Source organism: Photorhabdus thracensis, from assembly GCF_001010285.1.
GTDB lineage: Bacteria > Pseudomonadota > Gammaproteobacteria > Enterobacterales > Enterobacteriaceae > Photorhabdus > Photorhabdus temperata.
On record NZ_CP011104.1, the window covers coordinates 2,018,873 to 2,041,636 of the forward strand.

Sequence of the window (22,764 nt, forward strand, 5' to 3'; positions counted from 1 at the left end):
AAGGAGTTCGCTTATGGCTTATAAACATATTCTTGTTGCGGTTGATTTATCCCCGGAAAGTCAGGTATTGGTACAAAAAGCCATTTCCATGGCAAGGCCGTACAATGCCAAAGTTTCCCTGATCCATGTTGATGTTAACTATTCCGATCTCTACACCGGTTTGATTGATGTTAATCTCGGTGATATGCAGCAACGCATTACTGACGAGACTCGTAATGCGTTGAAAGAGCTCTCCGCAAATACAGATTATGATATTCAGGAAACTCTGAGCGGTAGCGGTGATCTGGCTCAGGTATTGGTTGATGCGATTAAGAAATATGACATAGATCTGGTTGTTTGTGGTCATCATCAGGATTTTTGGAGCAAACTGATGTCCTCCGCGCGTCAGCTGATTAACACTATTCATGTTGATATGCTGATTGTTCCTCTGCGTGACGATGAATAGCCATAAACTGAAAAATTATTCGATAAAAACGCCTGCTTATGCAGGTGTTTTTTTTAATGAAATGAGGTGTTGTTTGGTTTATGCCCGATGCAATCAAGAAATTTTTTTTACCTTTCTGTAAAAAAACTTCTTGAAAGATGAATATAGAACAGTGATATATTCAAAGGGCAAACGCAACTTACCTCACATTTTCGACAAAAATAATTATTAGAAAATTGCTGAGGAGACATTACAACCAAAGTAGAAATAAGGAATAACTATGAGCTGTTTACTATCTTTGTCTTCATTTCTTGGATCGATTCAACTCAGGGATGAATATCAACCAGAATATCTTCAGGCTGTCCGGGAAGTATTCACTTCTCTTTGGCCGTTCCTTGAACAAAACCCGAAATACCGTGAACAAAGCTTGCTGGAGCGTATGGTAGAGCCGGAAAGGGTTATCCAGTTTCGGGTTTGCTGGGTAGATGATCAAGGTAAGGTTCAGGTAAACCGTGCATGGCGGGTGCAGTTCAACTCAGCTATTGGTCCGTATAAAGGTGGTATGCGTTTTCATCCATCAGTGAATCTCTCTATTCTGAAATTCCTTGGCTTTGAACAAACCTTGAAAAATGCGCTGACGACTTTACCGATGGGTGGTGGTAAAGGGGGCTCAGATTTTGATCCCAAAGGAAAAAGTCAGGGCGAAGTGATGCGTTTCTGTCAGGCGTTAATGACAGAATTGTACCGCCATCTGGGGCCCAATACCGACGTTCCTGCGGGGGATATTGGTGTGGGTGGCCGTGAAGTGGCTTTTATGTCAGGGATGATGAAAAAACTCTCTAATAACACTGCTTGTGTATTTACTGGCAAAGGTCTCTCTTTCGGCGGTAGTTTGATTCGCCCGGAAGCAACTGGTTATGGTCTGGTTTATTTCACCAATGCCATGCTGAAACGTCATGGTATGAGCTTTGATGGTATGCGGGTATCGGTTTCCGGTGCTGGTAACGTTGCACAGTATACTATTGAGAAATGCATGGCGCTGGGGGCGAAAGTGGTTACCGCTTCTGATTCCGGTGGCACAGTGGTTGATGAAGAAGGTTTCACGCTGGAGAAACTGGCTCACCTTGAAGAGATTAAAAACCAGCACTATGGTCGAGTGGAAGAATATGCCAAAGAGCGGGAGCTGACTTTCCTGAAAGGGTTACAACCTTGGTCTGTGCCGGTTGATATCGCTTTGCCATGCGCTACTCAGAACGAGTTGGATTTGGATGCGGCTAAGGTCCTTATCAAGAATGGCGTTAAAGCTGTAGCTGAAGGTGCGAATATGCCAGCAACCATTTCAGCGACTGAAGCCTTTATTGAAGCAGGCGTGCTATTCGCACCAGGTAAAGCAGCCAACGCGGGTGGCGTGGCAACATCTGGTTTGGAAATGGCGCAAAATGCAGCACGTTTAGGCTGGAAGGCTGAGAAAGTGGATGCACGTTTGCATCACATCATGCTGGATATTCATCACGCCTGTGTTGAGTATGGTGGCGAGAGCAAACAGACCAATTATGTTCAGGGGGCGAATATTGCCGGATTTGTAAAAGTTGCTGACGCTATGCTCTCTCAGGGTATCCTGTAAATTAACGTGATCAGCCGCAATATGCGGCTGATGTTTTAACAAGGATAGATATCAAAACGGTGGTTTTTTGTGGTGATAGCCGCTGATGCAGCTATTCCAGCTAAGGGTTCTGCGTAATCAGGTCTCTTCACCACAACCCGGCGTTTTGCTAGAGCTCGTGCAGGGGATAGCAAATTATCAGCATCTTCATCAGCACCAACCAGAGACTGAAACACTCGCATCTCTTTCTTCACCAGTGCACTTTTCTGCTTATGCGGATACATAGGATCAAGATAAACCACATCAGGCTGTGGAGTAATATCGGTCAGAGCCGTGATGCTGGAGGCATGGAGCAATGTCATGCGTTCTCTCAGCCAGCCGCCGATTTCTTCATCCTGATAACCACGTTGAAGCCCATCATCCAGCAATGCTGCGACCACAGGATGACGTTCCAGCATTCTTACATGACAACCCAGTGATGCCAGTACAAAGGCGTCACGTCCCAGACCTGCGGTAGCATCCACGATGGTTGGCAGATAATCTTTTTTGATTCCTACGGCTTTAGCAACTGCTTCACCTCGTCCGCCACCAAAGCGGCGGCGATGTGCCATTGTGCCCGATACAAAATCCACATAGATGCCACCCAGTTTGGGCTCATCCCTTTTACGGAGTTCTAGGTGTTGAGGTGTAAGAACCAATGCCATAACAGCGTTTTCGTCATGTACCAGTTGCCAGCGCTCCGCCAGTTGAGATAAGGCGCTGCTATCAGCGCCTTGTTCACAGATTAAACAGATACCCACCCTGATTATCCTTTGATACCAGAACTACGCAGCATGGCATCCAGTTTGGGTTCACGGCCACGGAAACGTTTGAACAGTTCCATTGGATCTTCGGAACCACCACGGGACAGAAGATTATCAAGGAAAGATTGCCCAGTTTCGCGGTTGAAAATCCCTTCTTCTTCGAAGCGTGAGAAGGCATCAGCTGCCAGCACTTCAGCCCACAGATAGCTGTAGTAACCTGCGGCATAACCACCGGAGAAGATATGACTGAATGAGTGAGGGAAACGGCCCCATTTAGGTGAAGGTACTACGGAAACTAATTTTTTCACTTTCTTCAGAGTTTGCATGATTTGAGCACCTTTTGCTGGATCATACTCAACATGCAGGCGGAAATCGAACTGACCAAACTCAAGCTGACGCAGCATAGCCATTGCAGCTTGATAGTTTTTCGCTGCTAAAAGATTATCCAGCATAGATTGCGGTAGAGGCTCTTTAGTTTCATAGTGACCGGAAATAAATGCCAGTGCTTCTGGTTTCCAGCACCAATTTTCCATGAACTGGCTTGGCATCTCAACCGCATCCCATGGCACGCCATTAGTACCGGAAACAGCAGCAGTTTCAATCTGGGTCAGCATCAGGTGCAGACAGTGACCGAACTCATGGAACAGCGTGTTTACTTCACTGTGGGTGAATAGGGCTGGTTTACCACCAACAGGTTTGTTGAAGTTGCAGTTCAGATAAGCGACTGGTTTTTGCAGTTCGCCGTTGGAATGTCGCATCTTGCTGATACATTCATCCATCCAGGCGCCGCCCCGTTTATGTTCGCGCGCATAGAGATCCATATAGAAACTGCCGTGCAGCTCATTTTTGTCATCATATAGATCGAAGAAACGGACATTCGGGTGCCAGGTTTCTACATCATGGCGTTCTTTGGCTGTAATGCCATAGATACGGCGAACAACTTCAAATAGCCCTTCAACAGCTCGTTGTTCAGGGAAGTAAGGACGTAACTGCTCGTCATTAATAGAAAACTTATACTGTTTTTGTTTTTCGGCATAATAAGCCATATCCCAAGCTTCCAGCTCGTGGGTGCAATGATGCCATTTCGCAAAACATTTTAACTCATCTACTTCTTCCTCACCTTGCGGATGAGCGCGTTTTGTCAAATCATTCAGAAAATCTAAAACTTCCTTAGGCGTTTTTGCCATTTTGGTTGCAAGAGATTGTTCAGCATAATTTTTAAAACCAAGTAATTGGGCTTGCTCATGACGTAGTGCAAGGATTTCAGCCATTACTTCGCTGTTATCCCATTTACCGGCATTTGGGCCTTGATCAGAAGCACGAGTTTGATAAGCGTGATAAATTTCCCGACGCAATTCACGGTCTTCTGCATAGGTGATAACTGGCTGATAACTTGGCGCTTCCAAAGTCAGCAACCAGCCTTTTTTTCCTCTCGCTTCTGCCTGAGCTTTAGCTGCGGCAATCGCACTTTCAGGCAGACCAGACAGATCTTCCACATCAGTAATTAACTTGGTCCAGCCCATAGTGGCATCAAGCACGTTATTGCTGAATTGAGAACTTAAATCTGACAAACGCGCACTGATCTCGCCATAACGTTTCTGTTTCTCCTCAGGCAGACCGATACCTGACAGTTTAAAATCGCGCAGTGAATTTTCGACAGCTTTGCGTTGAGGTTGAGAGAGTTTCTCAAACTCAGCACTCTCACGTAATGACTTATATGCTTGATACAGGCCCTTGTGTTGACCTAACCAGGTACTGAATTCAGACAATAATGGTAAACTTTCTTCGTAGACTGCACGCAGCTCCGGACTGTTTTTAACCGAATTCAGATGATTGACTGGTGACCATGCACGTGACTGTTTATCATTTGCTTCAGCCAGTGGCTGACACAGATTATCCCAGGTAAAAACGGTATTCTCGGCCAGGATTTTTTCGACAGTTTGGCGGTAATTTGCAATGACTTCTTTTACAGCAGGAACAACATGTTCTGGTTTAATAGAGGAAAATTTTGGTAAACCTGATGGAACGAGTAACGGATTAGTCATATAGGGTCCTGTTTGTGTTTGGGATACATGGCTGAACGAGCAGTGTATCGTAATGGGTATCGGCTAATAAGATGTAGGTAAAATTCGGCAAACTCAACGCGAATATCGAGTTTTTTAACAACAAAATTTAATGCTTTTTAGGAAATTGATGAATTGTTTCCACGGATCGATTCAGAAGCCTTACAGCACGCGCTATAATCAGCGTATTTTCATAATTCTTTCGTATTGATATGGAAGATCATCGTCCCCGGTGGGGCGGCTGGACTTCAAATCCAGATGAGGCCGCCAGCGGTCTCTGGCAGGTTCGACTCCTGTGATCTTCTGCCAATTTGCCTCTACTGAACTCTCCCGAAGTCAATAAAACCTCTTCTCAACCCTTATATATCAGGCTTTCTTTGTATCCTGAGGTCAACCGACTTCAACCTGCATCAAGTTATTTTTGGGGGTACATTAGGGGGTGTTATTTCCCCTTAAATTATTAACACCCCCATAATGGTAAAAATGTGAGATATAACAATAGGTTTTAACGATTTCTTTGTTATACAAGGGGTTCATTGGGGGTATCAGGTTAGTTACTGGCGGAAATCCCCCCAGGAGCATGGATTCATCAAAAGCCGGAGGATGTCATGGCGCTAACCGATGTTAAAGTGAAAACTGCGAAGCCAAAAGAAAAGCCCTATAAGCTGGCTGATGGCGGCGGTATGTATCTGCTGATTAACGCTAATGGTTCAAAATATTGGCGTATGAAGTACCGCTTCGCCGGTAAAGAGAAGATGCTTTCTATTGGCGTATACCCCGATGTTTCGCTGGCCGACGCACGTGAGAAACGCAGTGAAGCCAGAAAAATACTTGCGGCTGGCGGCGATCCGGGTGAGGCAAAAAAAGAAGAAAAAATCGCGCAGCAGATGAGTTTGAAAAACACTTTCGAGGCCGTTGCTCGCGAGTGGCATCAGACGAAAGCCGATCGCTGGTCATTACGCTATCGCGATGAAATCCTCGATACCTTTGAGAAAGATATCTTCCCCTACATCGGCAAGCGCCCTATTGCTGAAATCAAACCAATGGAACTACTGGAAGCACTGCGTAAGATGGAGAAACGCGGAGCGCTGGAGAAAATGCGCAAGGTCCGTCAGCGCTGTGGCGAGGTCTTCCGCTATGCAATTGTTACTGGCCGGGCCGACTACAACCCCGCTCCTGATCTTGCTAGTGCTTTAGCTACGCCGAAAAAAGTACATTTCCCCTTCCTTACTGCCAATGAACTTCCTCACTTCCTTAACGACCTGGCGGGTTATACCGGCAGTATCATCACGAAGACAGCTACTCAGATCATTATGTTAACCGGTGTACGGACACAAGAATTGCGTTTCGCACGCTGGGAGGATATCGATTTTGAGACAAAACTATGGGAGATCCCGGCAGAAGTGATGAAAATGAAACGGCCTCACATTGTGCCGCTCTCAGAGCAGGTTGTTGCACTGTTTAAGCAACTTGAACCGATCTCAAGGCATCACCCGCTGGTTTTTATCGGCAGGAACGATCCTCGCAAGCCTATCAGCAAGGAAAGCATCAATCAGGTTATTGAGTTATTGGGGTATAAAGGCAGACTAACAGGGCATGGCTTCCGCCACACGATGAGCACCATTCTGCATGAGCAGGGCTTTAACTCAGCGTGGATTGAAACGCAGCTTGCACACGTTGATAAGAACGCGATTCGCGGGACGTATAACCATGCGCAGTATCTTGATGGGCGTAAGGAGATGATGCAATGGTATGCGGATTATATTGGTGAGTTGGGGAAAGGTGGGGCTGTAATAGCAAGGTCATTTAGAAAAATAGCATAAATTGATAAAATAGCCATCCAGCGGTAAAGATGGCTATTTATTTCGAAATCTCATAACGCTTTGTTTTCAATAAGCTCCGAATTACTTGCATAAGGTATTTTCACGAATAGCACAATCTTTGCGATGGTAATCAAATGCACATCCTGATCGTCAAAGAAAATGTGCGGCTTACAACAGGATTTATGAAAAGAATTACATATTCATACAAACAATTAAGGGTTCAGTTTTTGTGCCAGAAACCAGAAACCAGAAACCAGAAACCAGAAACCAGAAACCAGAAAATAGAAATAGACTCCAGGAAAGACAGTTCCCTTTTGCGAACTCGAACCGAAAAACAAGACTCTGATGTCAAAAACTATTATCCTCGCAAAGACAGCGAATCAAATCGTCAGGACGCAATGTTCATTTCGTAGAAAATGACGTTTCACTGTCAGTGAATAATATCTGTACAGACTCAAGAGGACTCAATGTGAGCAATGAACTGAAAGAAACTAGTATAAACGGATGGCGACTTTTTCTCTCTTTGCTTCTCTTTATTTGGATCATGGCTTGTACTTTAATCACCCTCAGGTATCTTTTTCTTGCATGGTCGGGAGATTACACTTTTCTGCGCATCTTACTTCAGCCGACGGGCGAGTTTGTAGTCAGTGATGAAATCAGGCTAGCTACATTCACCGTTGCTGGAGCTTTACTTGGGGGGGCAACGCTAAGTATAACCTCTCTACACAAATACTCAGCGGTGACCAAAACATTGGACGTAGATCATTTGTGGGGCTATCTCATGGCACCTGTACTATCAGTCGTTATTGGCTTACTTATCTTCTGCTTGCTTTACAGCGGATTGATGGTCTTGAACGGCGGAACGAGTATTAATTCCGAACTGTCTAGTGTCAGGATTGGGTACCTTTCTCTAGGGGCAATTTGTTCTTATAACTGGGATGTATTCGTGCTTAAACTGCAAAAGTTGTCAAAGCATGTCGCTAATGAGTAAAGAGAGCCATGGCTCTCTTTACTCTGCGGTACTATTAATTTCAGCTTTTTTCCTGCACACTTGGCCCCAGATTAATATAATGGGGCTTAAGCTGTTTACACCAAGATTTTAGGGTGTTGGCTCGCCGGGAAATCGTATCCCCAGAAAGAGATGGGCAACATTGGGTTAAAAAGTCTATTGCTGTACTAGCATCAATATCTGCAAGGCTTGTGATATCACAATAATTCATCCATGCCCAAGCGCACTCGCTAGCCTCAAAGGCATATGCTGTAATCCGATAACGAGTTGCTTCATCAGATAGCGCCAAACGCTCGCCTTGGGGGGTCAATTCGCCATTGTATTCCAAGAACCCCAAAATAAGTGCAGCATAACGATAATACTCCACTAAACGAGATTGCACCTTCAGATTCTCAGCAGTGACTGGCTCATGTTTCCATTTCAGTTCTACATACTGAAATACCTTTTCAATATCATTTCCTTGGGGCACTTTTATAGATGAGACATAGGTTAATGCACGTCTTTTAAGTTTGGATAAATATAATAGTGCATCAAGTCTATAGATCTTAATAATTTGATCCGGTAAGGCGGACGAACGAAACTCAAAATCTATTTTTGATAAATCTATTATTTTCAATAGATTGAGAAACACTTTAATATCAATGTCGTTTTGCTCTAATATGGGAAGAATATCCTTTTTATTCACCATGAGCGTGGATACTTGGCCTAGGAATGCTTCAAATTTTGTGAGTTCTTCCGCATGGAGTGAAATGGCAAAAGAGCCATAGCGTGCATTTAGAGCCTGCATGCCCCCTTTTACACCTCTTGCTTTGTTGAATCCTAAAACCAACTCACTAAAGCGATCACACACTTGGCTCATGTGTTCAAGAGAAACGTTTTTCTTCGCCTGCTTACTTGCTTTTGAGACGATAATCTCATGTGTGGGAATAAGATTGTTATTCAGTAAGCTAGGAGCATAGGTTACGACTCTCTTCACAAAAATACCCTGAGCTGGGAGCGAAATTTCCGCTATTTTATTTTTATGTTTGAACTCTGCGATTAACTTAAATTCCGCTGAAAATGGAAGAGAGAGCGCGCAGAAATGCTCCTGCTCTTGGTATTCAAGCATATCCCGCAGGCTGATTTTTGCTTTCTCATAAGCAATGATTCTGGCTTTAGAACACGGTAAGACATACCAATGTTCGTAATCTGCATCATCCCCTACCCAATAAACGAAGAAAGTTGAACCACTTTCGTTTTCGGCATAGAAAATTTTTGGTCCCTCAAACTCAAGATAGACATTGACTATTCTGAGCTGACCTAATGGTGGGTAACTGGCGAATATATCCATTTATTTCACCTCACTAAAATTCAGGTGAACGCGGCTATTCTTTTTAAGCCACAGTGTGAAATGTCCCGCAACAAGCGTTTTGCGCATCTTACCCATACCGGCATTTAACTTACCGCAAGCGAGCTTGCGCTGTTTCAACGCTTCGGGCAAAGAGGCCATAGCCTCAACCAACAGATCTTTACTATCCCACACGCTGGTACCGTAAACAGCTTGTTTTTGCTCCAACGTAGTGCATTTCTTATGCCTGTTTGGCTGCTCTTGATGAGTAGCTAGAAAGCACATCTCCGTTGGTGGAATCGTTTTGACCAGTCGGTAAACCATCTCCTCTGTATTTGCATCTGTAGCATCCTTGGGAGGAAGCACCAGATCAGAAGGATAGAAATCCGGCCAACTATCCTTATCTTCGTCTTTCTTCACTTGGTTTCTTTCTCTAATCAGTCTCAGGAATGTGCTGCTGCAACCCCAGTAACGCCTGAAAACAGTATAAAATCAAATGGATGCTAGGTGGCGCTACTTTAGCTCAACGAACCGCCATTGTAGACGGATTTGTACATAACAGAAAATTTTATTCTCTCACAATCTAAATAATTTTTGTCTTAATTGTTTAACTCATTACATTAAAACATAAAAAAATCAAATAATTAGATTCAATCCAAAGGCGAAAATGAAGTTCAGGTCGCTTATATGTAAATAATGAATGTTACTTCTAGGTAGAAGTATCCGCACGGTAAGCTTTTGCCGATGAACGACCTAAGTTGATCCTTTTACTCTGCTGTTTGAGAACCTCGGGTTTAAGCCTAGATATCTACCGCGCAAGGGAAGTTCGGAGCAGGCGTTGGTAACATTTACTCCCGGAAGAGATGCTTCACCCAACACCATTTCCACAGCTTCTTTCGATACAATATGGTAAAGAGACTGATCGTACCCATTTTCATCTCTAGTGAATAACACATAGCTGAACCTCCATTTGTTGATAAATGCTGTTTAGTCTGCCAAAAAGCAAGCCTCAAAATGGTTCGCCTACATCAGGCGCTATAGCAACGCAATCAATGCGCGGATATTTATTGGTTTATAACGATTTTCAGAACTAAATCATTTCCATGAATAGCCAGTGCCCTCCCTCACGAAATGCGACACTCCGTGTCATATTCAGATCGTATTCTGGCGTTTCATTTATATTAATTTATTAAATTTCAATAGATTAGCAAATATCTATTTCTTCACCATTTTTTCTCTGCGCACCATATTGGTACGACATAACGTGTCGTACCAGTGCGGCATAATCTCCCATATCAATACCTGGATATTTCGGGAGTACAGGACTGTCCTCACAATGAAAACACAGCATGATCATTATGACCGCCTGTCCGTCAGGCTATCGGTCATTATCAGCCGGTTGCTGGCTGGCGAATCTCTGGAGCTGAAAGCGTTGGCTAATGAGTTTGGTGTCTCAGAGCGCACCCTACAGCGGGATTTTCAGCAGCGTCTGATCCATCTGGATCTTGAGCATTCCAGCGGCAGCTACCGACTTACCCGCCGAACGGGCCGGGAGCACTTACCCAATACCTTTGCGTTTATCCGTAATTCCGGGATATCGGGGATTATTCCGGCTCAAAACCGCAGATTGATCCGACTGATTACCAATAGTTCCGGGGGATCGCCATGTCTTATCGGACATGGTGGTCTACCATCGCCAGTCACCCAGACGACTAGTTTTCTACAACTGGCCGAAGCTATCCGCGACTACCGGGCCGTTACATTATTCGTTAATGGGAAAAGCTACGAAGCAGTGGCACCCCGACGTCTGATATTTCAGTCCAAAAGCTGGTTTCTTGTCGCGACCCGCACCAGAAGACTACAGGTGTTTCGGATGGAAGAGGTTAACGCAGTATCCGTTTTGGATACTTCTTTTCGCAGAAAGCCCGAACTTGACGCTCTGACTGCCAGTGAAGAGTTCATTTCGGCCCTCCCTCACTTTCGTTTCATCAGCGACGTTATTCAGACCTTCAGAGAGTAACAGACAACGTTCATTTCAAACTAAATAAGGAGACCTCGTATGGATGACCCGGTAAAGGGCGAAGGCCGGATGATTACTGATGCCAATGGCGTCACCACAAGAGAAAGGGGAATTTTGGGAATGTGGGGCAATATTGTTCCGGAAAGTAACGGTAACAATGGGCAAAAATCTGATAGTACCCCGCACATACCCGACATCAGGGATATTCTTGATCTTTTCCCTCAGTCTCTGCGGGAAGGTTTGTTTAACAAAATCAGCGAAGCTATCGATTATGAACCTGTTATTGGGGTTATGGGTAAGACAGGCGCAGGGAAGAGCAGCGTATGTAATGCGCTGTTTAAAGGGGAAGTGTGTGCAGTTAGCGACGTTGAGGCATGTACTCGTGAGCCTCAGGAGCTGCGTATACGCTTCGGCAAACGTTCACTAAAAATAATCGATATACCTGGTGTCGGTGAGAATGCCTTGCGGGATAAAGAGTATGAAGATTTATACCGCAATTTGCTTCCCTCCCTGGATCTCATCCTCTGGGTGATAAAAGGAGACGATCGGGCCTTTTCTGCGGATGAGCATTTCTACAACAATGTCCTGCTCCCTGCCGGTGGGGGTGAGCGCGTTTTATTCATCCTCAACCAGGTTGATAAAATTGAGCCATTCCGTGAGTGGGATACTCATCTGCATCAGCCATCCCCTGCACAGCGCATCAACATCGAAAAGAAAGAAGCCTACATTACTGGACGATTTGGCTTTACGCACTATCCAGTGATACCTGTCTCCGCCGATGAGGGCTACAACATCCTTCGTCTGGTAGAAACTATCATCCGCGCTTTGCCTGATCGGGCTAAAAGCAGCACGGCTTCGCAGTTTAAGGATGAGTTCAAAACCGAAGAGGTAAAGACGGAAGCAAAAGGCGGTTTCGGCAGCGTGATCTCCGGAATACTTGACGACGTTATTGATTCTGTTCCGTTACCAAAGCCAGTCAAAGAGCTTGCCCGTAAGGGTAAAGACAGACTTATCGAGTGGGCTGGTAATGCCTGGGACCATTTTTTTGGATAAAGGAAAACAATAATGAAACAACTTATCATACCTGCATTGCTTGTATCGCTACTTGCAGTACATTCTGCTCATGCAGCAGGGGTCTATGATCTGCAATGCATGCTTGATAACGGCGAGCAAATGACCCTCAGCCACATCGATAATACCGTTTATATCAGTTTTGAAAAGCCCGGCGGCGATTCTGAAGAAGGAGGTTCAGTCATTAAACTGGACATTCCTTCTGGCGAAGCGAAACAGACTGTGGCTGCCAACCCGAGCGCAGGGACCGCTTCGTATACGCTACGTGGAGAAAACGAAGATATCGAAGGCGCGGTTGCAGTCAATTACTCAGAATATGACGGTATAGGTGATGCTTATTACACTGCCATGAATGCAATGGGGCAGGAAACCAGCACCGTATCATGCAAGCCGGGTACAATTAAAGTATCCAAAAGCCTGCTCCAGCGAGGTATTAACGGATTGGGTAGCCAGCAGGGAAATACACAAACATCCTCTCAGCAACAACAAGTACAGCAATCCACGACGCCACCGTTTAAAGTTCAGTTTGGTAGCGCAGTCAGTAATGAGGGATGGAATACCAAATATGGCGTTATTCAGCTCACTATCACTGATGACAACGTGGTGCTGAAATCCATTCGGGTAAACAGAGGAAACTGTAAAATGGAGAGCGTCGGTAACAGAGCCTTGCCAGCAAAATATAAATTCGGTGATGTCGCTACGTTCAAATATATGAGGTGCAACCGTATCATCGAAGCTGACATTGTGACCGACACCGGTAGCTGGACCTTTAATTCTTAAACTTACCTGTGTTTGGTCTCGGGGAGTGCCTGATAAATAATCAGGCATTTCCCCTTTGTTTATTATTTTCTATTCAGCCAAAAAGTTTTTCATTTAATCACAATAGCATTCCTTAGCAGATAACGCGCAAAATAACACTGTCAGGCGTTTACCGACATAGCGCTTGTCCTGGTTGCTGTTTAGGGTGAAGCGTGTGGAGAAGGGTTCAGGGGTGTTAATGGCGGGATTCTTCAATACGTTCTGTCAGCCATTGCCTTACCTCGCTTTTACGCCAGCGGGAGCTGCGGCCCAGTTTGATTGGTCTGGGGAACATTCCGTCCTTAATCAGCTTGTAGAACCATTTGTCAGTTAAACCCGTAAATGTGGTGATAAACACCATATCCACCAGTTTATCGCTCAGCAAGTCGGTTTCGGTAGTCAGTAGATTGTTCATGACGATTGTCCTTCTGTCTTTGAATGGGTTAAAGACAGGAGTCGCAACAATAACATGTTGATTTAATGGCATATTGCGTACTCCGTCATTACAATCACTTCTCCGGTAATAAATTACTTTTTTACCTATCCCTGACTACAACCAAAGTTACGTTCGCCGTCATCGTGGTTTTTGGTGTACTCCTTAGCCAGATAGCTGATGTGGTAAATGTAGCTACGGTAAAAGTCCGTATTCGTGCCATTCCTGCGATCCAGTTCATAAGACACGCCCGGTAAATGGAATGGCGCTTTATCTGCCATATCTCCAGTACGCTTAAGAGCTACAGCCCATGCACGCGCAACCATCCCCACCAGCAGTCCCCGATATTGTGCTGACCTATCCATAGTGAGCGCGGTATTTCTGAATACCTCACGATTTACCAGCAGGAGCATATGATAATGCTTGTTGCCTTTCTCTTCGCCAAATTCCTTTACCCAGACATATCTCAGCTTACAGGGATAAATACGCTTACCTTCTCTCCTGCGCTTATTTAGATACGCTGCTATCTGTGCTTTCAGTGATGCGATAAAACGGGTAATGACCGTTGAATCATATCCCTTATGCTGATTATCAACTGGCAGCCGTAAATCCACCCGAAATGCCAGAACTCTTGCGTAGTCCTCCATTGCATAGCGGGTAATCTCTTCCAGACGTTTCATATAGTGTGCATTGGTCTTGCCATAGCGTTCATTTAGTTTCATGGTTCAGCTCCTTGTGGTTGGTTACATAGCCATAAGTGCTGAAGTGACTTTTTACTGAACGATATCAATCTCTCTAAGGTAGTATCACTTATCTTCGTATCTGGTTTTATGCCTTAATATATGTAGAATCTAATGAATGGATGATAAACATAATATTAATACCGGCAGTGTTAAATCATCGGTTGTGGGTTGCGGTTCTGCAAAATATCCAGTAACGGCGGGCTTTCTGCCGTGTCTCTGCTTCCTTCTTCCATACAAAATCTACTCTTAAGTTAGCCTTGTTATCGCCGCTGAAAGCGAACAGGAAGGGCTGAGTTGATGGTATCGCATAGCATAAATACGCCAGTTATTTTTTACTTATTAAAGGTGCGGTAACGGATGGAGAAGAGGTCTGATCGTAAAAAAGCTCATTTTTTGATCCGACGCAAACCTACAGTGAAAGGTATTATGGAAAAGTGCAGCACCTTTTGTATGATCGAAAGGTGATGCACTTTAATATGGAGTACACTATGGCAAGCAAAAACAGAATATCTGTTAAATTTAAATCAAAGTCTGTTGAAGATTTCATTAAAAATAAAAGTAAAAAAGCAAATATATCAATGTCATCATTTATAGAAAAGTTGGTGCTTGAAGGAATAAGATCCCGGATGATGAAGGGGGAATATCAACTGGGTGAACTGGAAAAACAATTTCAGGAAAATGGGAATATATATAATAGCATCTACACAAATGAATTCTTGGTTAATAAAATCATAAAGAAAACAGAACCCTCAAAAAATCAAAATGATTCTGCACAGGAAATATTTTTAGGCACGTCTTTACCAAAAAAAGTTAACACCGGTTTCAGATGCCAGATACCTTTTATTGAAGCCATTATGCCCAGAAGGATTAACAAGGGTAATTTAAAGAGATTTATTATAGATGATTTGCAGGGAAAACTTCCGATGTATATGCCAGAGATCCCGCCGTGGATAAGTCTGATAATTATTACCGAAGAAAATATTACATTCCAGAAAATGAACGGAAAAGAATCTGCTGATGTGGATGTAAACTACCGTTTTCTGTTAACACCTTTATATCCGCAGGGCGGTGGAGAACAATATTATCATCTCGATCTGATGAATATTAAATATATGCGGTTTGCCGAAGCATTCAGAAAAGCTGGTCGGTACAGAAAATATTTACAAATGCTACATATCAATGAAGCAAAAACACGAGGAGCCGGAGGCTACTTTGTTGGTGTACTAAATGAACCTGTTCAAATTAAAAAGATGGTAGACATGCAAAAAGTGTCTGAAGATATTTTCAGCAATCGTTATATTACCTTTGCTGACAATCAAATTATCAGCGTTAAGCTAAGAACCTTTCCAAAGCCGGAAGATCCTTTTACTAATGACGATTCAATTTTTAAAAAATAACAGGTCTTTAATATCAGGGTGAAATGGGAGATTGTTTCTTTCAACTTCCTTAACTATCGGGTTCATCTAAATAAGATTTCATAATTGTGCTACACCCATTTTTTGTCTTCCTGGCTTTTGCTGTGATGAAAACGATGCCAAAAAGGCATCAACATAATTCAGTAACTGCCACATAAATTGACAACAATGATTTCGCGTTATTGTCTCATGGAGCGATTGCCATAACCGTTCTATTTTATTTAGCCACGGTGAATAGACCGGTAAAAACAACAGGGTAAATTTTGGATGTCGTGCCAGCCAGTCCTTTACCTTCTGACTTTTATGAATACAGTAGTTATCTAAGATTAATGTGAGGGTTTCCGCATGGGGATATTGATGATTCAGTTCATCTAACATTTTGATAAATAAATCAGAATTCTTTTTTATTCCTTTAACATAGGGGAACCTCTAAAAACTCTCAATACAAAAAATAAGATCAATTTTGCACTCACCAATAAATGACCTTATTGTGTATGACTTTTTCTTGCTTTTTCAGGGGAAAAAATAAACTCATCGCTTTTTCATCACATACCGGAATTAAAAGGCATGAATGCCGGATTTTCCAAAATAAACCAAACGTTGTAAATTATAGCAGGTTGCCTTCAGAGTCATCGCAAAAGTGGCTCGCAGCTGGCCTATCGTTCGGATAAATTTTTCACCCATCTGAGAGAATGAGCCAAAGATATGTTCTACTCGTGCCCGGGTTTTCGCTATTTTCTTATTTCGGCCTTTCTGACAGTCTGATAAGGGCTTATTGCGTGACGCTTTCCTCTGAATATGAACACGATAGCCCTGTTCCTTCAGCTCACGTTCACGCATCTGGCTGGCATACCCTTTATCAGCATAAATGTCCCGACTTGTATTTGACCGATCCAAAACGGCTTCAAAAAACTGGCTGTCATGGACAGCTGCGGTTCCTGTCGCGATGTGGCGGATCACTTTATATTTTGTATCGACATTAATGGTCAGTTTATAGCCAAAATAACTTTTACCGTTCTTTTTCGTCCAGGTTGCCTCGGTGTCTTTCTGGCATCGTTTGTTTGCTGTCCAGTTATCCGGGGTTTTACCCTGACGGATTTGTTCATTCTCTTCCTTCTTATTGTGCTGCTTAGGAACTGGAATCAACGTGGCATCAATGATTTGACCCCCTCTAGGAATGAATCCCTGTGTCGAAAGCTGATGCTTCGCCTCTTCAAACAACGCTCTGGCACCTGCCTGGCCAATCCGTTTTTCGAAACACCAAATCGTGTTACGGTCTGGAATATTAATGACATCGGTCAAGCGACAAAAACGTTGCCAGCTCATTCGGTCAAGCAATTGATATTCCATCTTTTCATCGGAAAGATTATGGAAATGTTTCAGGATAATGATGCGAACCATCACCTCAGTCGGGAATGGCGGGCGTCCACCTTTGGGAGAAATAATACGTGGCGCGACAAGGTCTATGGTGTCAGCCAGTGCCGAGAAATCAACATACTTATCAAGAACAAGTAGCGGATCACCTAATTCATCGATTTTTCGACGGTGATATTCGGATGCCAGCTTGTCTTTTTTTAAAGCAGAACGAGGCGGTATCATGACAGCGCTACCTTGCAGAGATGTACTGTGCCTACATTTTACTCAATTTTGTGGCTGTGAAAAGTTTTTAGAGGTTCCCATAGGTGATTTGCTCTGTTTGGGCATTAAGGCAGCCCGCAAGGTAATGTTTTTCGTTTTTTCCCGGGGTGATAACCCGTTTTTGTTGTCCTTTGAAGCACCAGTCCGCGCCGATTTTCGGGTTTAAATCAATATCCACCTCATCTTCATAAAAAACGGGATGTTTTTCTGAAATGTTCGCTTTGGCTTCCGCGATCTTTGCCATTTTCTCATCGTATTCGGGATCAGGTTGTTTCACTGTGGGTGCCGCTCTACGCCAGACAATCCCCACCTGAGCAAAGTAACGATAAAGGACATTTTGCGTCAGAGAGAGGTTGAGTAATTCATTGAGGGTATGAGTCATGAGTTCAAGGCTCCAGCGAGAGCGGAGATAGCCTAACTTTTGGGGGGATTGCTGTAATAAGAAAAGTAAGAGGTTATAGAGTGGGGAGAGATCCCAGACAACAGGTCGGCCAACGGGTAAACTTTCGAGTCCTTCCAGCCCATATAATGTAAACCACTGAACCCAACGATTGACGGAAGAGCGTGCGGCATGAAGGGTCTTGGCGACATAAGTCACTGTCAATCCTTCATTGAGCATCAATAACGCCGTTAATCGACGGGAATAGTTCTTATCACGGGTTTTATGGATAAGTTTTCTCATTTTCTGGCATTCATCTTGAGGTATAGGTGCTATGATAGGCATCACTCAGTCCGTGTTGGGGTTTGGGATTTTTCGCAATTGATCAGATCGCAAAAATCGGACTGAGTTCCCTCCAAGTGATCTATTATTTTGAAAAGTTATTTAGTTGTATGCATTATCAAACATCTCATGCCCTGCCGCTAAACTGCGGCGGGGCTTTTACTTTTCAGGAGTCACTATGTCTGGACTAATTTTAACTCCAGCTTTTTCGGTAAATGATCAACGTATTATTCGACGGGCGCTGCGATTGCTGGAAAAATACCAGCGCCATCCGGGAGAGCAGTTTCTTGCTGCCAGTTATACGAAAACCTGGCTACAACTGCATCTGGCACGACAGGAGAGAGAAGTCTTTGTCGTACTCTACCTCGATAATCAACATCGCCTGCTGGAACATGAAACTCTATTTCTCGGCACGATTAGCCATACCGAAGTACATCCCCGTGAAATTGTGAAATCAGCACTGCGCCATAACGCGGCAGCGGTGATCCTCGCACATAACCATCCGTCAGGGATTACGGATGCCAGCAAAGCAGATCGCACTATTACTGACCGGATCGTAAATGCCCTGAATCTGGTGGAAGTACGGGTACTGGATCATTTCATTATCGGTGATGGCAATACGCTGTCTTTTGCTGAGATGGGCTGGCTGTAACGCCGACTCCACGTACTTATCTGCTCTGAACAGGAACCTACTATGGAAAAACACGATAACCCTGAATGGGGGCTTCGGTGCGATGTAATGCCTCGCTTTACCGCAAGGTTAGTACAGGAAGGCAATCGACTACATTATTTAGCTGACCGCGCCGGGATAAGTGGCACTTTCAATGAGGAAAAGTGCCACCAACTGAATGCCGCATTTCCACACTTTATTAAACAGATGGAGCTGATGCTGCTCTCTGGTGAGCTTAACCCTCGCCATGCACACCGTATAACGCTGTACAACAACGAACTGACCTGTGAAGCGGATACGCTCAGTAGCTATGGCTACGTTTATATCGCTATCTATCCCACTCAACGTTAACTCAATTTCCCAACGAGAATCCCTATGACAACTTTTCCTGCAAATCAGCGGGTGGCGAAGCCATGCCCGCCGCCTGTGCTTGTCTGGCAAACTCTACTTACACGCCTGCTGGAGCAACACTATGGCCTGACGCTGAACGACACGCCTTTCAGTGATGAAACCGTTATTCAGGAGCATATCAACGCCGGTATTACATTGGCTGATGCCGTTAACTTTCTGGTGGAAAAATACGAACTGGTTCGTATCGATCGCAGGGGATTTAGCTGGCAGGAACAATCGCCTTATCTTCGGGCTGTAGACATTTTGCGGGCACGACAGGCAACGGGTCTGTTACGACAAAGCTATAATCTTTCGAAACGCTGAATCTTACGAGTCAACTTCTACATCCTTTCCTACTGGCATAATGCGCCTGCCATTTGTGGTGGGCGTGTTTGCTTTTAAAGGTCTTTAAACAAACGCTACGAATAGAAAGCATGATGCCGCGCACGATAAATTTCCCTCACTCGCGCAATAAATGAAGCGGTAATTGCGTTTCATCTATTGAAAAGTTTTTACATAACTAACCGTCATAGATATGACTGTAGTTTATCCAATATTACCCATTTTTCCTTTGAATCTGTAATACGTACTTGTAGGGCAACTCGATATCGAGACACAACTTACTGCCAGTCGCCTCAACATAATGTTTGAGAGAAGACAGTTTCAAATCGCGACCAAGCTTCTCCATGTCAGAAACCGTGGATTAATAACAACTTTGGGCTCTTCATTCGCCAGTATTTGGTTGAGCACTCTTGCAATGCTTGGATTGGATCAGCCTTTGCCTTAGACACGCGGTTCTTTCATGCTGTTGTGACATAAACCATTTATAGTGCCTGCGTATGGCTTGGGCAACATAGGGCTTCGTTTGAAATAGAGAGGCTTGTCAGTGGCCTGAAATATACTTATCGCACATTTTCTCCTCGCTAGGCTTCAAATTCCTTCAATTCTTCATTTGCAATTTTGTTCGCAGTGGTATAAAATTTTATACAATCAAATAAGGAAGGAAGCTATAATAAAAATCAGGAGCGGTACTAGAGAAAGAAATTGTCTGTATTGAACCATTTTGTAAAACCACTTATCTGATAACCCTGTCAGTTCAGTAATGAGCACCATATCTACAAACTTATCGTTGTGAATATCAATCTTGCTCATTCTTATCTCCGGATAACGTATCAGGAGGACACCGGGCGCAGAGATAAGGGAAATATGTTCAGCTTTACATTAACACCTCCATCACACCTGCCGTGATAAGAGAGAGAGTGATCGCATCAAAGCGGTCCTGCTGGCCTCTGAGGGCTGGAGTTCAGTGATTCGCTCAGGCCCTGCGTCTTCATGAAACGACCGTTCATCGTCATATCAGCGATTACCTTAATCACCGCAAACTGAAGCCCGAAAATGGCGGCTCTCAGAGCCATCTCAACGAAACACAGACTCAGGAACTTATCGCTTATCTGACCGCGAATCTTCTGCCCACCACACAGGCTGTTATCCGTCTTGTCAAAGAAAGGTGGGATATCAGTTACACCGTTCCCGGCATGAATAAATGGCTGCACCACAATGGATTCAGTTATAAAATCTATGGTCACCCCCGTTTTTGCAACACAAATTTTGATGTATGGTGGGCTTGCGTAAATCTATTCGGCGTCTGGTGAGCAGTCATGCCCGCGCCACGATGAGTTCCGTGCCTGCCGAACCTTAAAAACCGGTCGGCTTCAGAGAGCCATTTTTTATATCAGGTTCATCAGCAGGCCGATATGCCGTTCATGTCATCAATTATCTGTCGTCGCAAAACCAGATGGTAACTGCTTAACTTACTGAGCTAACGCAGTTTTTCGTTGGCTCTTTTATTTAATGAACACCGTCTGATGTGCCGTAACGGCCCAGGCTATTCGTGCCAGTTTATTCGCCAGCGCGCACGCCACAACGTTCGAGTGATGGCGGGCAAGCTGCCTGTTCACCCACTCTGCCAGACGCCCTGGATTATGCTCCAGCCGCTGCATAAAGACCCTGGCACACTGTACCAGCAGCCGCCTCAGATTTTTATCACCCCGCTTGCTGATGCCCATCAGTGTCGTTTTTCCACCCGTGCTGTACTGGCGGGGAACCAGCCCTGTTGAAGCCGCAAAGTCACGGCTGCTGGCATAGTTTTTACCGTCCCCCAGCCGCATGGCTAACAGACTCGCCGTTACCGGCCCAACGCCAGGAATGGTCAGCAGGCGTTGCGCGGTTTCATCTTCCGCCAGATGCGTTTTCAGTTCCTTATCGACTTCCTCAATTTCTCCGCTGAGGTAAACATAATGACTGTGGAGTCTGCTCAGAACCCTTGCCAGATAAGGCGGAAAGTCATTTTCTTCCAGCACAGCGGCCAGACGTCGTATCACGGCAATACCGCGCGGCAGACTGACGCCGAACTCCAGCAAAAAAGCGTGCATCTGATTGGTGGTTTTAACGCGTTGCCGTATCAGTGAGTCTCTGACGCGATGGAGGGCGGCCATCGCCTGTTGGTCTTCTGTGCGGGGGGGCACAAAGCGCATGGAGGGCCGGGAAGCTGCCTCGCAGATAGCTTCAGCATCGACAAAATCGTTCTTGTTACTCTTAACAAAAGGACGGACGAACTGCGGAGAAATCAGCTTTGCCTCATGGCCTAAATCAGCGATCCGGCGAGCCATAAAGTGCGCCCCACCGCAGGACTCCATCACTACGGTTGCAGCCTTGCAGGAACCGAGAAAATTAATAAGCTGAGTGCGGGAAAACTTCTTACGCAGCAGGGCGTTACCCTGCCTGTCCTGACAGTGGACATGGAAGGAATGTTTACCGAGATCGATACCAATAAGCGTAACGTTTTGCATGATGGTTCCCTCTAAAATAAAATACCCTGCTAGCGTACCTCTCACAGGGTGGGGGTGACCATCTCATTAACCGACCGGCGTGCCACACAAGTTCAATGCGGAGCAGCAACGGGCCTTTATGGAAACCTACGGGAAACTGAAGCAGGAAGCTGGAGACAATGAGCCCATCCTGTTCATTGATGGCGTCCATCCTACGCAGGGGACGAAACTGGCTTATGGCTGGATGCGCCAAGGCCAGAAAACCGCGGTGAAAACAACGGGAAGCCGTACCCGTCTGAACCTGATGGGAGCCCTGAATCTGGCCGATATCAGTCAAACGGTAGTACGCGAGTATGACCGTATCGACAGTTATCACATAGCAGAGTTTTTCATTGCCCTGCGTGAAACCTATCCGGTCAGTCAGAAGGTTCATATTATCCTTGACGGAGCCGGTTACCACCGGAGTAGGCTGGTGAAAGACTGGGCTTATGTAATGAATATTGGCCTTCATTACTTACCGTCATACAGCCCGAATCTGAACCCAATAGAAAGGCTGTGGAAGGTGATGAATGAACAAGTCAGAAATAACCATTATTTCGCCTCGACGACCTTGTTCAGGCAGGCAATACATCGCTTTTTTACGGAAATATTACCGGAACTTGCTGGCAACTTGTCGTGTCGTATTAATGACAACTTCCAGGTTCTGAATCCTGCATCTTCAAGTTAAGCGGGTATAAATATGTAATGTCCTTATAATTACACTTTCACCTTATTAAATAATAGAATTATTCAGAAAATTATATACTGTAAGATATTATTATGTTTTCATTGAAATAGATAACGTAAATGAGATAATTAGCAAAAAAGATGAAAATTAATTTATTGAGCTGCTAAGTTATAAGGTTTGTGATATTAATCACGATTTTTTCCATACTACATAGACTATTTTAAATGAATGTGTATTTAATGGTGGTTATATTGAAAT

General features: G+C 44.5%; 19 protein-coding genes, 1 tRNA gene and 5 pseudogenes. 14 read left to right on the plus strand and 11 right to left on the minus strand.

From position 1 onward, the window contains the following. Positions 1 to 13 precede the first annotated feature (13 nt). Together uspA and gdhA are read left to right on the plus strand one after the other, a co-directional pair. Complete coding sequence (gene uspA / locus VY86_RS08585; RefSeq protein ID WP_046974646.1) at positions 14 to 445, plus strand: universal stress protein UspA; 432 nt, start codon at positions 14 to 16, stop codon at positions 443 to 445. Positions 446 to 704: 259 nt separating this feature from the next. After that, on the plus strand, positions 705 to 2,048 hold the full coding sequence (gdhA, locus tag VY86_RS08590; RefSeq protein WP_046974647.1) for an NADP-specific glutamate dehydrogenase: 1,344 nt from the start codon (positions 705 to 707) through the stop codon (positions 2,046 to 2,048). Between the two features lie 35 nt (positions 2,049 to 2,083). Here the strand turns inward: gdhA and rsmJ are convergent, their stop codons facing one another. Beyond that, on the minus strand, positions 2,084 to 2,827 hold the full coding sequence (rsmJ, locus tag VY86_RS08595) for a 16S rRNA (guanine(1516)-N(2))-methyltransferase RsmJ (RefSeq protein ID WP_046974648.1): 744 nt from the start codon (positions 2,825 to 2,827) through the stop codon (positions 2,084 to 2,086). Positions 2,828 to 2,832: 5 nt separating this feature from the next. After that, the gene (gene prlC, locus VY86_RS08600; protein ID WP_046974649.1) at positions 2,833 to 4,875 is read right to left on the minus strand and encodes an oligopeptidase A; all 2,043 of its coding nucleotides are present in this window, start codon (positions 4,873 to 4,875) and stop codon (positions 2,833 to 2,835) included. Positions 4,876 to 5,107: 232 nt separating this feature from the next. Between prlC and VY86_RS24605 the strand changes: the two genes are divergently transcribed. Together VY86_RS24605 and VY86_RS08605 are read left to right on the plus strand one after the other, a co-directional pair. Continuing rightward, positions 5,108 to 5,202, plus strand: a tRNA-Sec gene (locus tag VY86_RS24605). 299 nt (positions 5,203 to 5,501) lie between these two features. Beyond that, entirely contained in the window at positions 5,502 to 6,716 is a 1,215-nt protein-coding gene (locus VY86_RS08605; protein WP_046974650.1) for a tyrosine-type recombinase/integrase, read from the plus strand. Positions 6,717 to 6,766: 50 nt separating this feature from the next. On the opposite strand, the pseudogene VY86_RS26465 reads toward VY86_RS08605, so the two are convergent. After that, positions 6,767 to 6,886: pseudogene (locus VY86_RS26465) on the minus strand (5'-nucleotidase); the annotation flags it as partial. A gap of 299 nt (positions 6,887 to 7,185) precedes the next feature. Here VY86_RS26465 and VY86_RS08615 point away from each other — a divergent pair. Further along, positions 7,186 to 7,707, plus strand: coding sequence for a hypothetical protein (locus tag VY86_RS08615; protein ID WP_046974652.1), 522 nt, complete (start codon positions 7,186 to 7,188; stop codon positions 7,705 to 7,707). 40 nt (positions 7,708 to 7,747) lie between these two features. On the opposite strand, the gene VY86_RS08620 is transcribed toward VY86_RS08615, so the two are convergent. After that, entirely contained in the window at positions 7,748 to 9,055 is a 1,308-nt protein-coding gene (locus VY86_RS08620) for a DUF6575 domain-containing protein (RefSeq protein ID WP_046974653.1), read from the minus strand. Further along, positions 9,056 to 9,472, minus strand: a complete 417-nt coding sequence (locus tag VY86_RS22530; RefSeq protein ID WP_052760801.1) for a hypothetical protein — start codon at positions 9,470 to 9,472, stop codon at positions 9,056 to 9,058. A 916-nt stretch (positions 9,473 to 10,388) separates the two neighbouring features. Here VY86_RS22530 and VY86_RS08630 point away from each other — a divergent pair. From VY86_RS08630 to VY86_RS08640, 3 genes are read left to right on the plus strand one after another with little or no spacing between them, the layout of a single operon-like run. Further along, positions 10,389 to 11,072 (plus strand): WYL domain-containing protein, encoded by a 684-nt coding sequence (locus tag VY86_RS08630; RefSeq protein ID WP_046974654.1) that lies wholly within the window; start codon positions 10,389 to 10,391, stop codon positions 11,070 to 11,072. A 39-nt stretch (positions 11,073 to 11,111) separates the two neighbouring features. Beyond that, positions 11,112 to 12,125 carry a GTPase family protein gene (locus tag VY86_RS08635; RefSeq protein ID WP_046974655.1) on the plus strand — a complete coding sequence of 338 codons (1,014 nt, stop codon included), beginning with the start codon at positions 11,112 to 11,114 and terminating at the stop codon, positions 12,123 to 12,125. Between the two features lie 12 nt (positions 12,126 to 12,137). Beyond that, entirely contained in the window at positions 12,138 to 12,923 is a 786-nt protein-coding gene (locus tag VY86_RS08640; RefSeq protein ID WP_046974656.1) for a hypothetical protein, read from the plus strand. A 214-nt stretch (positions 12,924 to 13,137) separates the two neighbouring features. Here the strand turns inward: VY86_RS08640 and VY86_RS08645 are convergent, their stop codons facing one another. Further along, a complete protein-coding gene (locus tag VY86_RS08645) occupies positions 13,138 to 13,356 on the minus strand; it encodes a helix-turn-helix transcriptional regulator (RefSeq protein WP_046976777.1) in 219 nt (72 codons plus the stop codon). A gap of 125 nt (positions 13,357 to 13,481) precedes the next feature. Then, positions 13,482 to 14,096: an inovirus Gp2 family protein gene (locus tag VY86_RS08650; protein ID WP_046974657.1), complete on the minus strand. Its 615-nt coding sequence runs from the start codon at positions 14,094 to 14,096 to the stop codon at positions 13,482 to 13,484. Between the two features lie 509 nt (positions 14,097 to 14,605). Between VY86_RS08650 and VY86_RS08655 the strand changes: the two genes are divergently transcribed. Beyond that, positions 14,606 to 15,514 carry a hypothetical protein gene (locus VY86_RS08655; RefSeq protein WP_046974658.1) on the plus strand — a complete coding sequence of 303 codons (909 nt, stop codon included), beginning with the start codon at positions 14,606 to 14,608 and terminating at the stop codon, positions 15,512 to 15,514. 78 nt (positions 15,515 to 15,592) lie between these two features. Here VY86_RS08655 and VY86_RS08660 read toward each other — a convergent pair. The 3 genes and pseudogenes from VY86_RS08660 to VY86_RS08670 form a co-directional block, all read right to left on the minus strand. After that, positions 15,593 to 15,952: pseudogene (locus VY86_RS08660) on the minus strand (IS630 family transposase); the annotation flags it as partial. A gap of 138 nt (positions 15,953 to 16,090) precedes the next feature. After that, positions 16,091 to 17,128 (minus strand): IS5 family transposase, encoded by a 1,038-nt coding sequence (locus VY86_RS08665; RefSeq protein ID WP_046976644.1) that lies wholly within the window; start codon positions 17,126 to 17,128, stop codon positions 16,091 to 16,093. 82 nt (positions 17,129 to 17,210) lie between these two features. Beyond that, a pseudogene (locus tag VY86_RS08670) lies at positions 17,211 to 17,894 on the minus strand (IS630-like element ISPlu16 family transposase); the annotation flags it as partial. A gap of 175 nt (positions 17,895 to 18,069) precedes the next feature. Here VY86_RS08670 and radC point away from each other — a divergent pair. The 4 genes and pseudogenes from radC to VY86_RS24050 form a co-directional block, all read left to right on the plus strand. Further along, on the plus strand, positions 18,070 to 18,543 hold the full coding sequence (radC, locus tag VY86_RS08675; RefSeq protein ID WP_046974661.1) for a RadC family protein: 474 nt from the start codon (positions 18,070 to 18,072) through the stop codon (positions 18,541 to 18,543). Positions 18,544 to 18,585: 42 nt separating this feature from the next. Further along, positions 18,586 to 18,912: a type IV toxin-antitoxin system YeeU family antitoxin gene (locus VY86_RS08680; protein WP_046974662.1), complete on the plus strand. Its 327-nt coding sequence runs from the start codon at positions 18,586 to 18,588 to the stop codon at positions 18,910 to 18,912. 24 nt (positions 18,913 to 18,936) lie between these two features. After that, entirely contained in the window at positions 18,937 to 19,275 is a 339-nt protein-coding gene (locus VY86_RS08685) for a TA system toxin CbtA family protein (protein ID WP_046974663.1), read from the plus strand. Positions 19,276 to 20,176: 901 nt separating this feature from the next. Continuing rightward, positions 20,177 to 20,525 (plus strand): annotated as a pseudogene (locus tag VY86_RS24050) (winged helix-turn-helix domain-containing protein); the annotation flags it as partial. Between the two features lie 270 nt (positions 20,526 to 20,795). On the opposite strand, the gene VY86_RS08695 reads toward VY86_RS24050, so the two are convergent. Next, entirely contained in the window at positions 20,796 to 21,800 is a 1,005-nt protein-coding gene (locus VY86_RS08695; RefSeq protein ID WP_046973747.1) for an IS110 family RNA-guided transposase, read from the minus strand. A gap of 70 nt (positions 21,801 to 21,870) precedes the next feature. Between VY86_RS08695 and VY86_RS08700 the strand changes: the two are divergent. Beyond that, a pseudogene (locus VY86_RS08700) lies at positions 21,871 to 22,506 on the plus strand (IS630 family transposase); the annotation flags it as partial. Between the last annotated feature and the right edge of the window lie 258 nt (positions 22,507 to 22,764).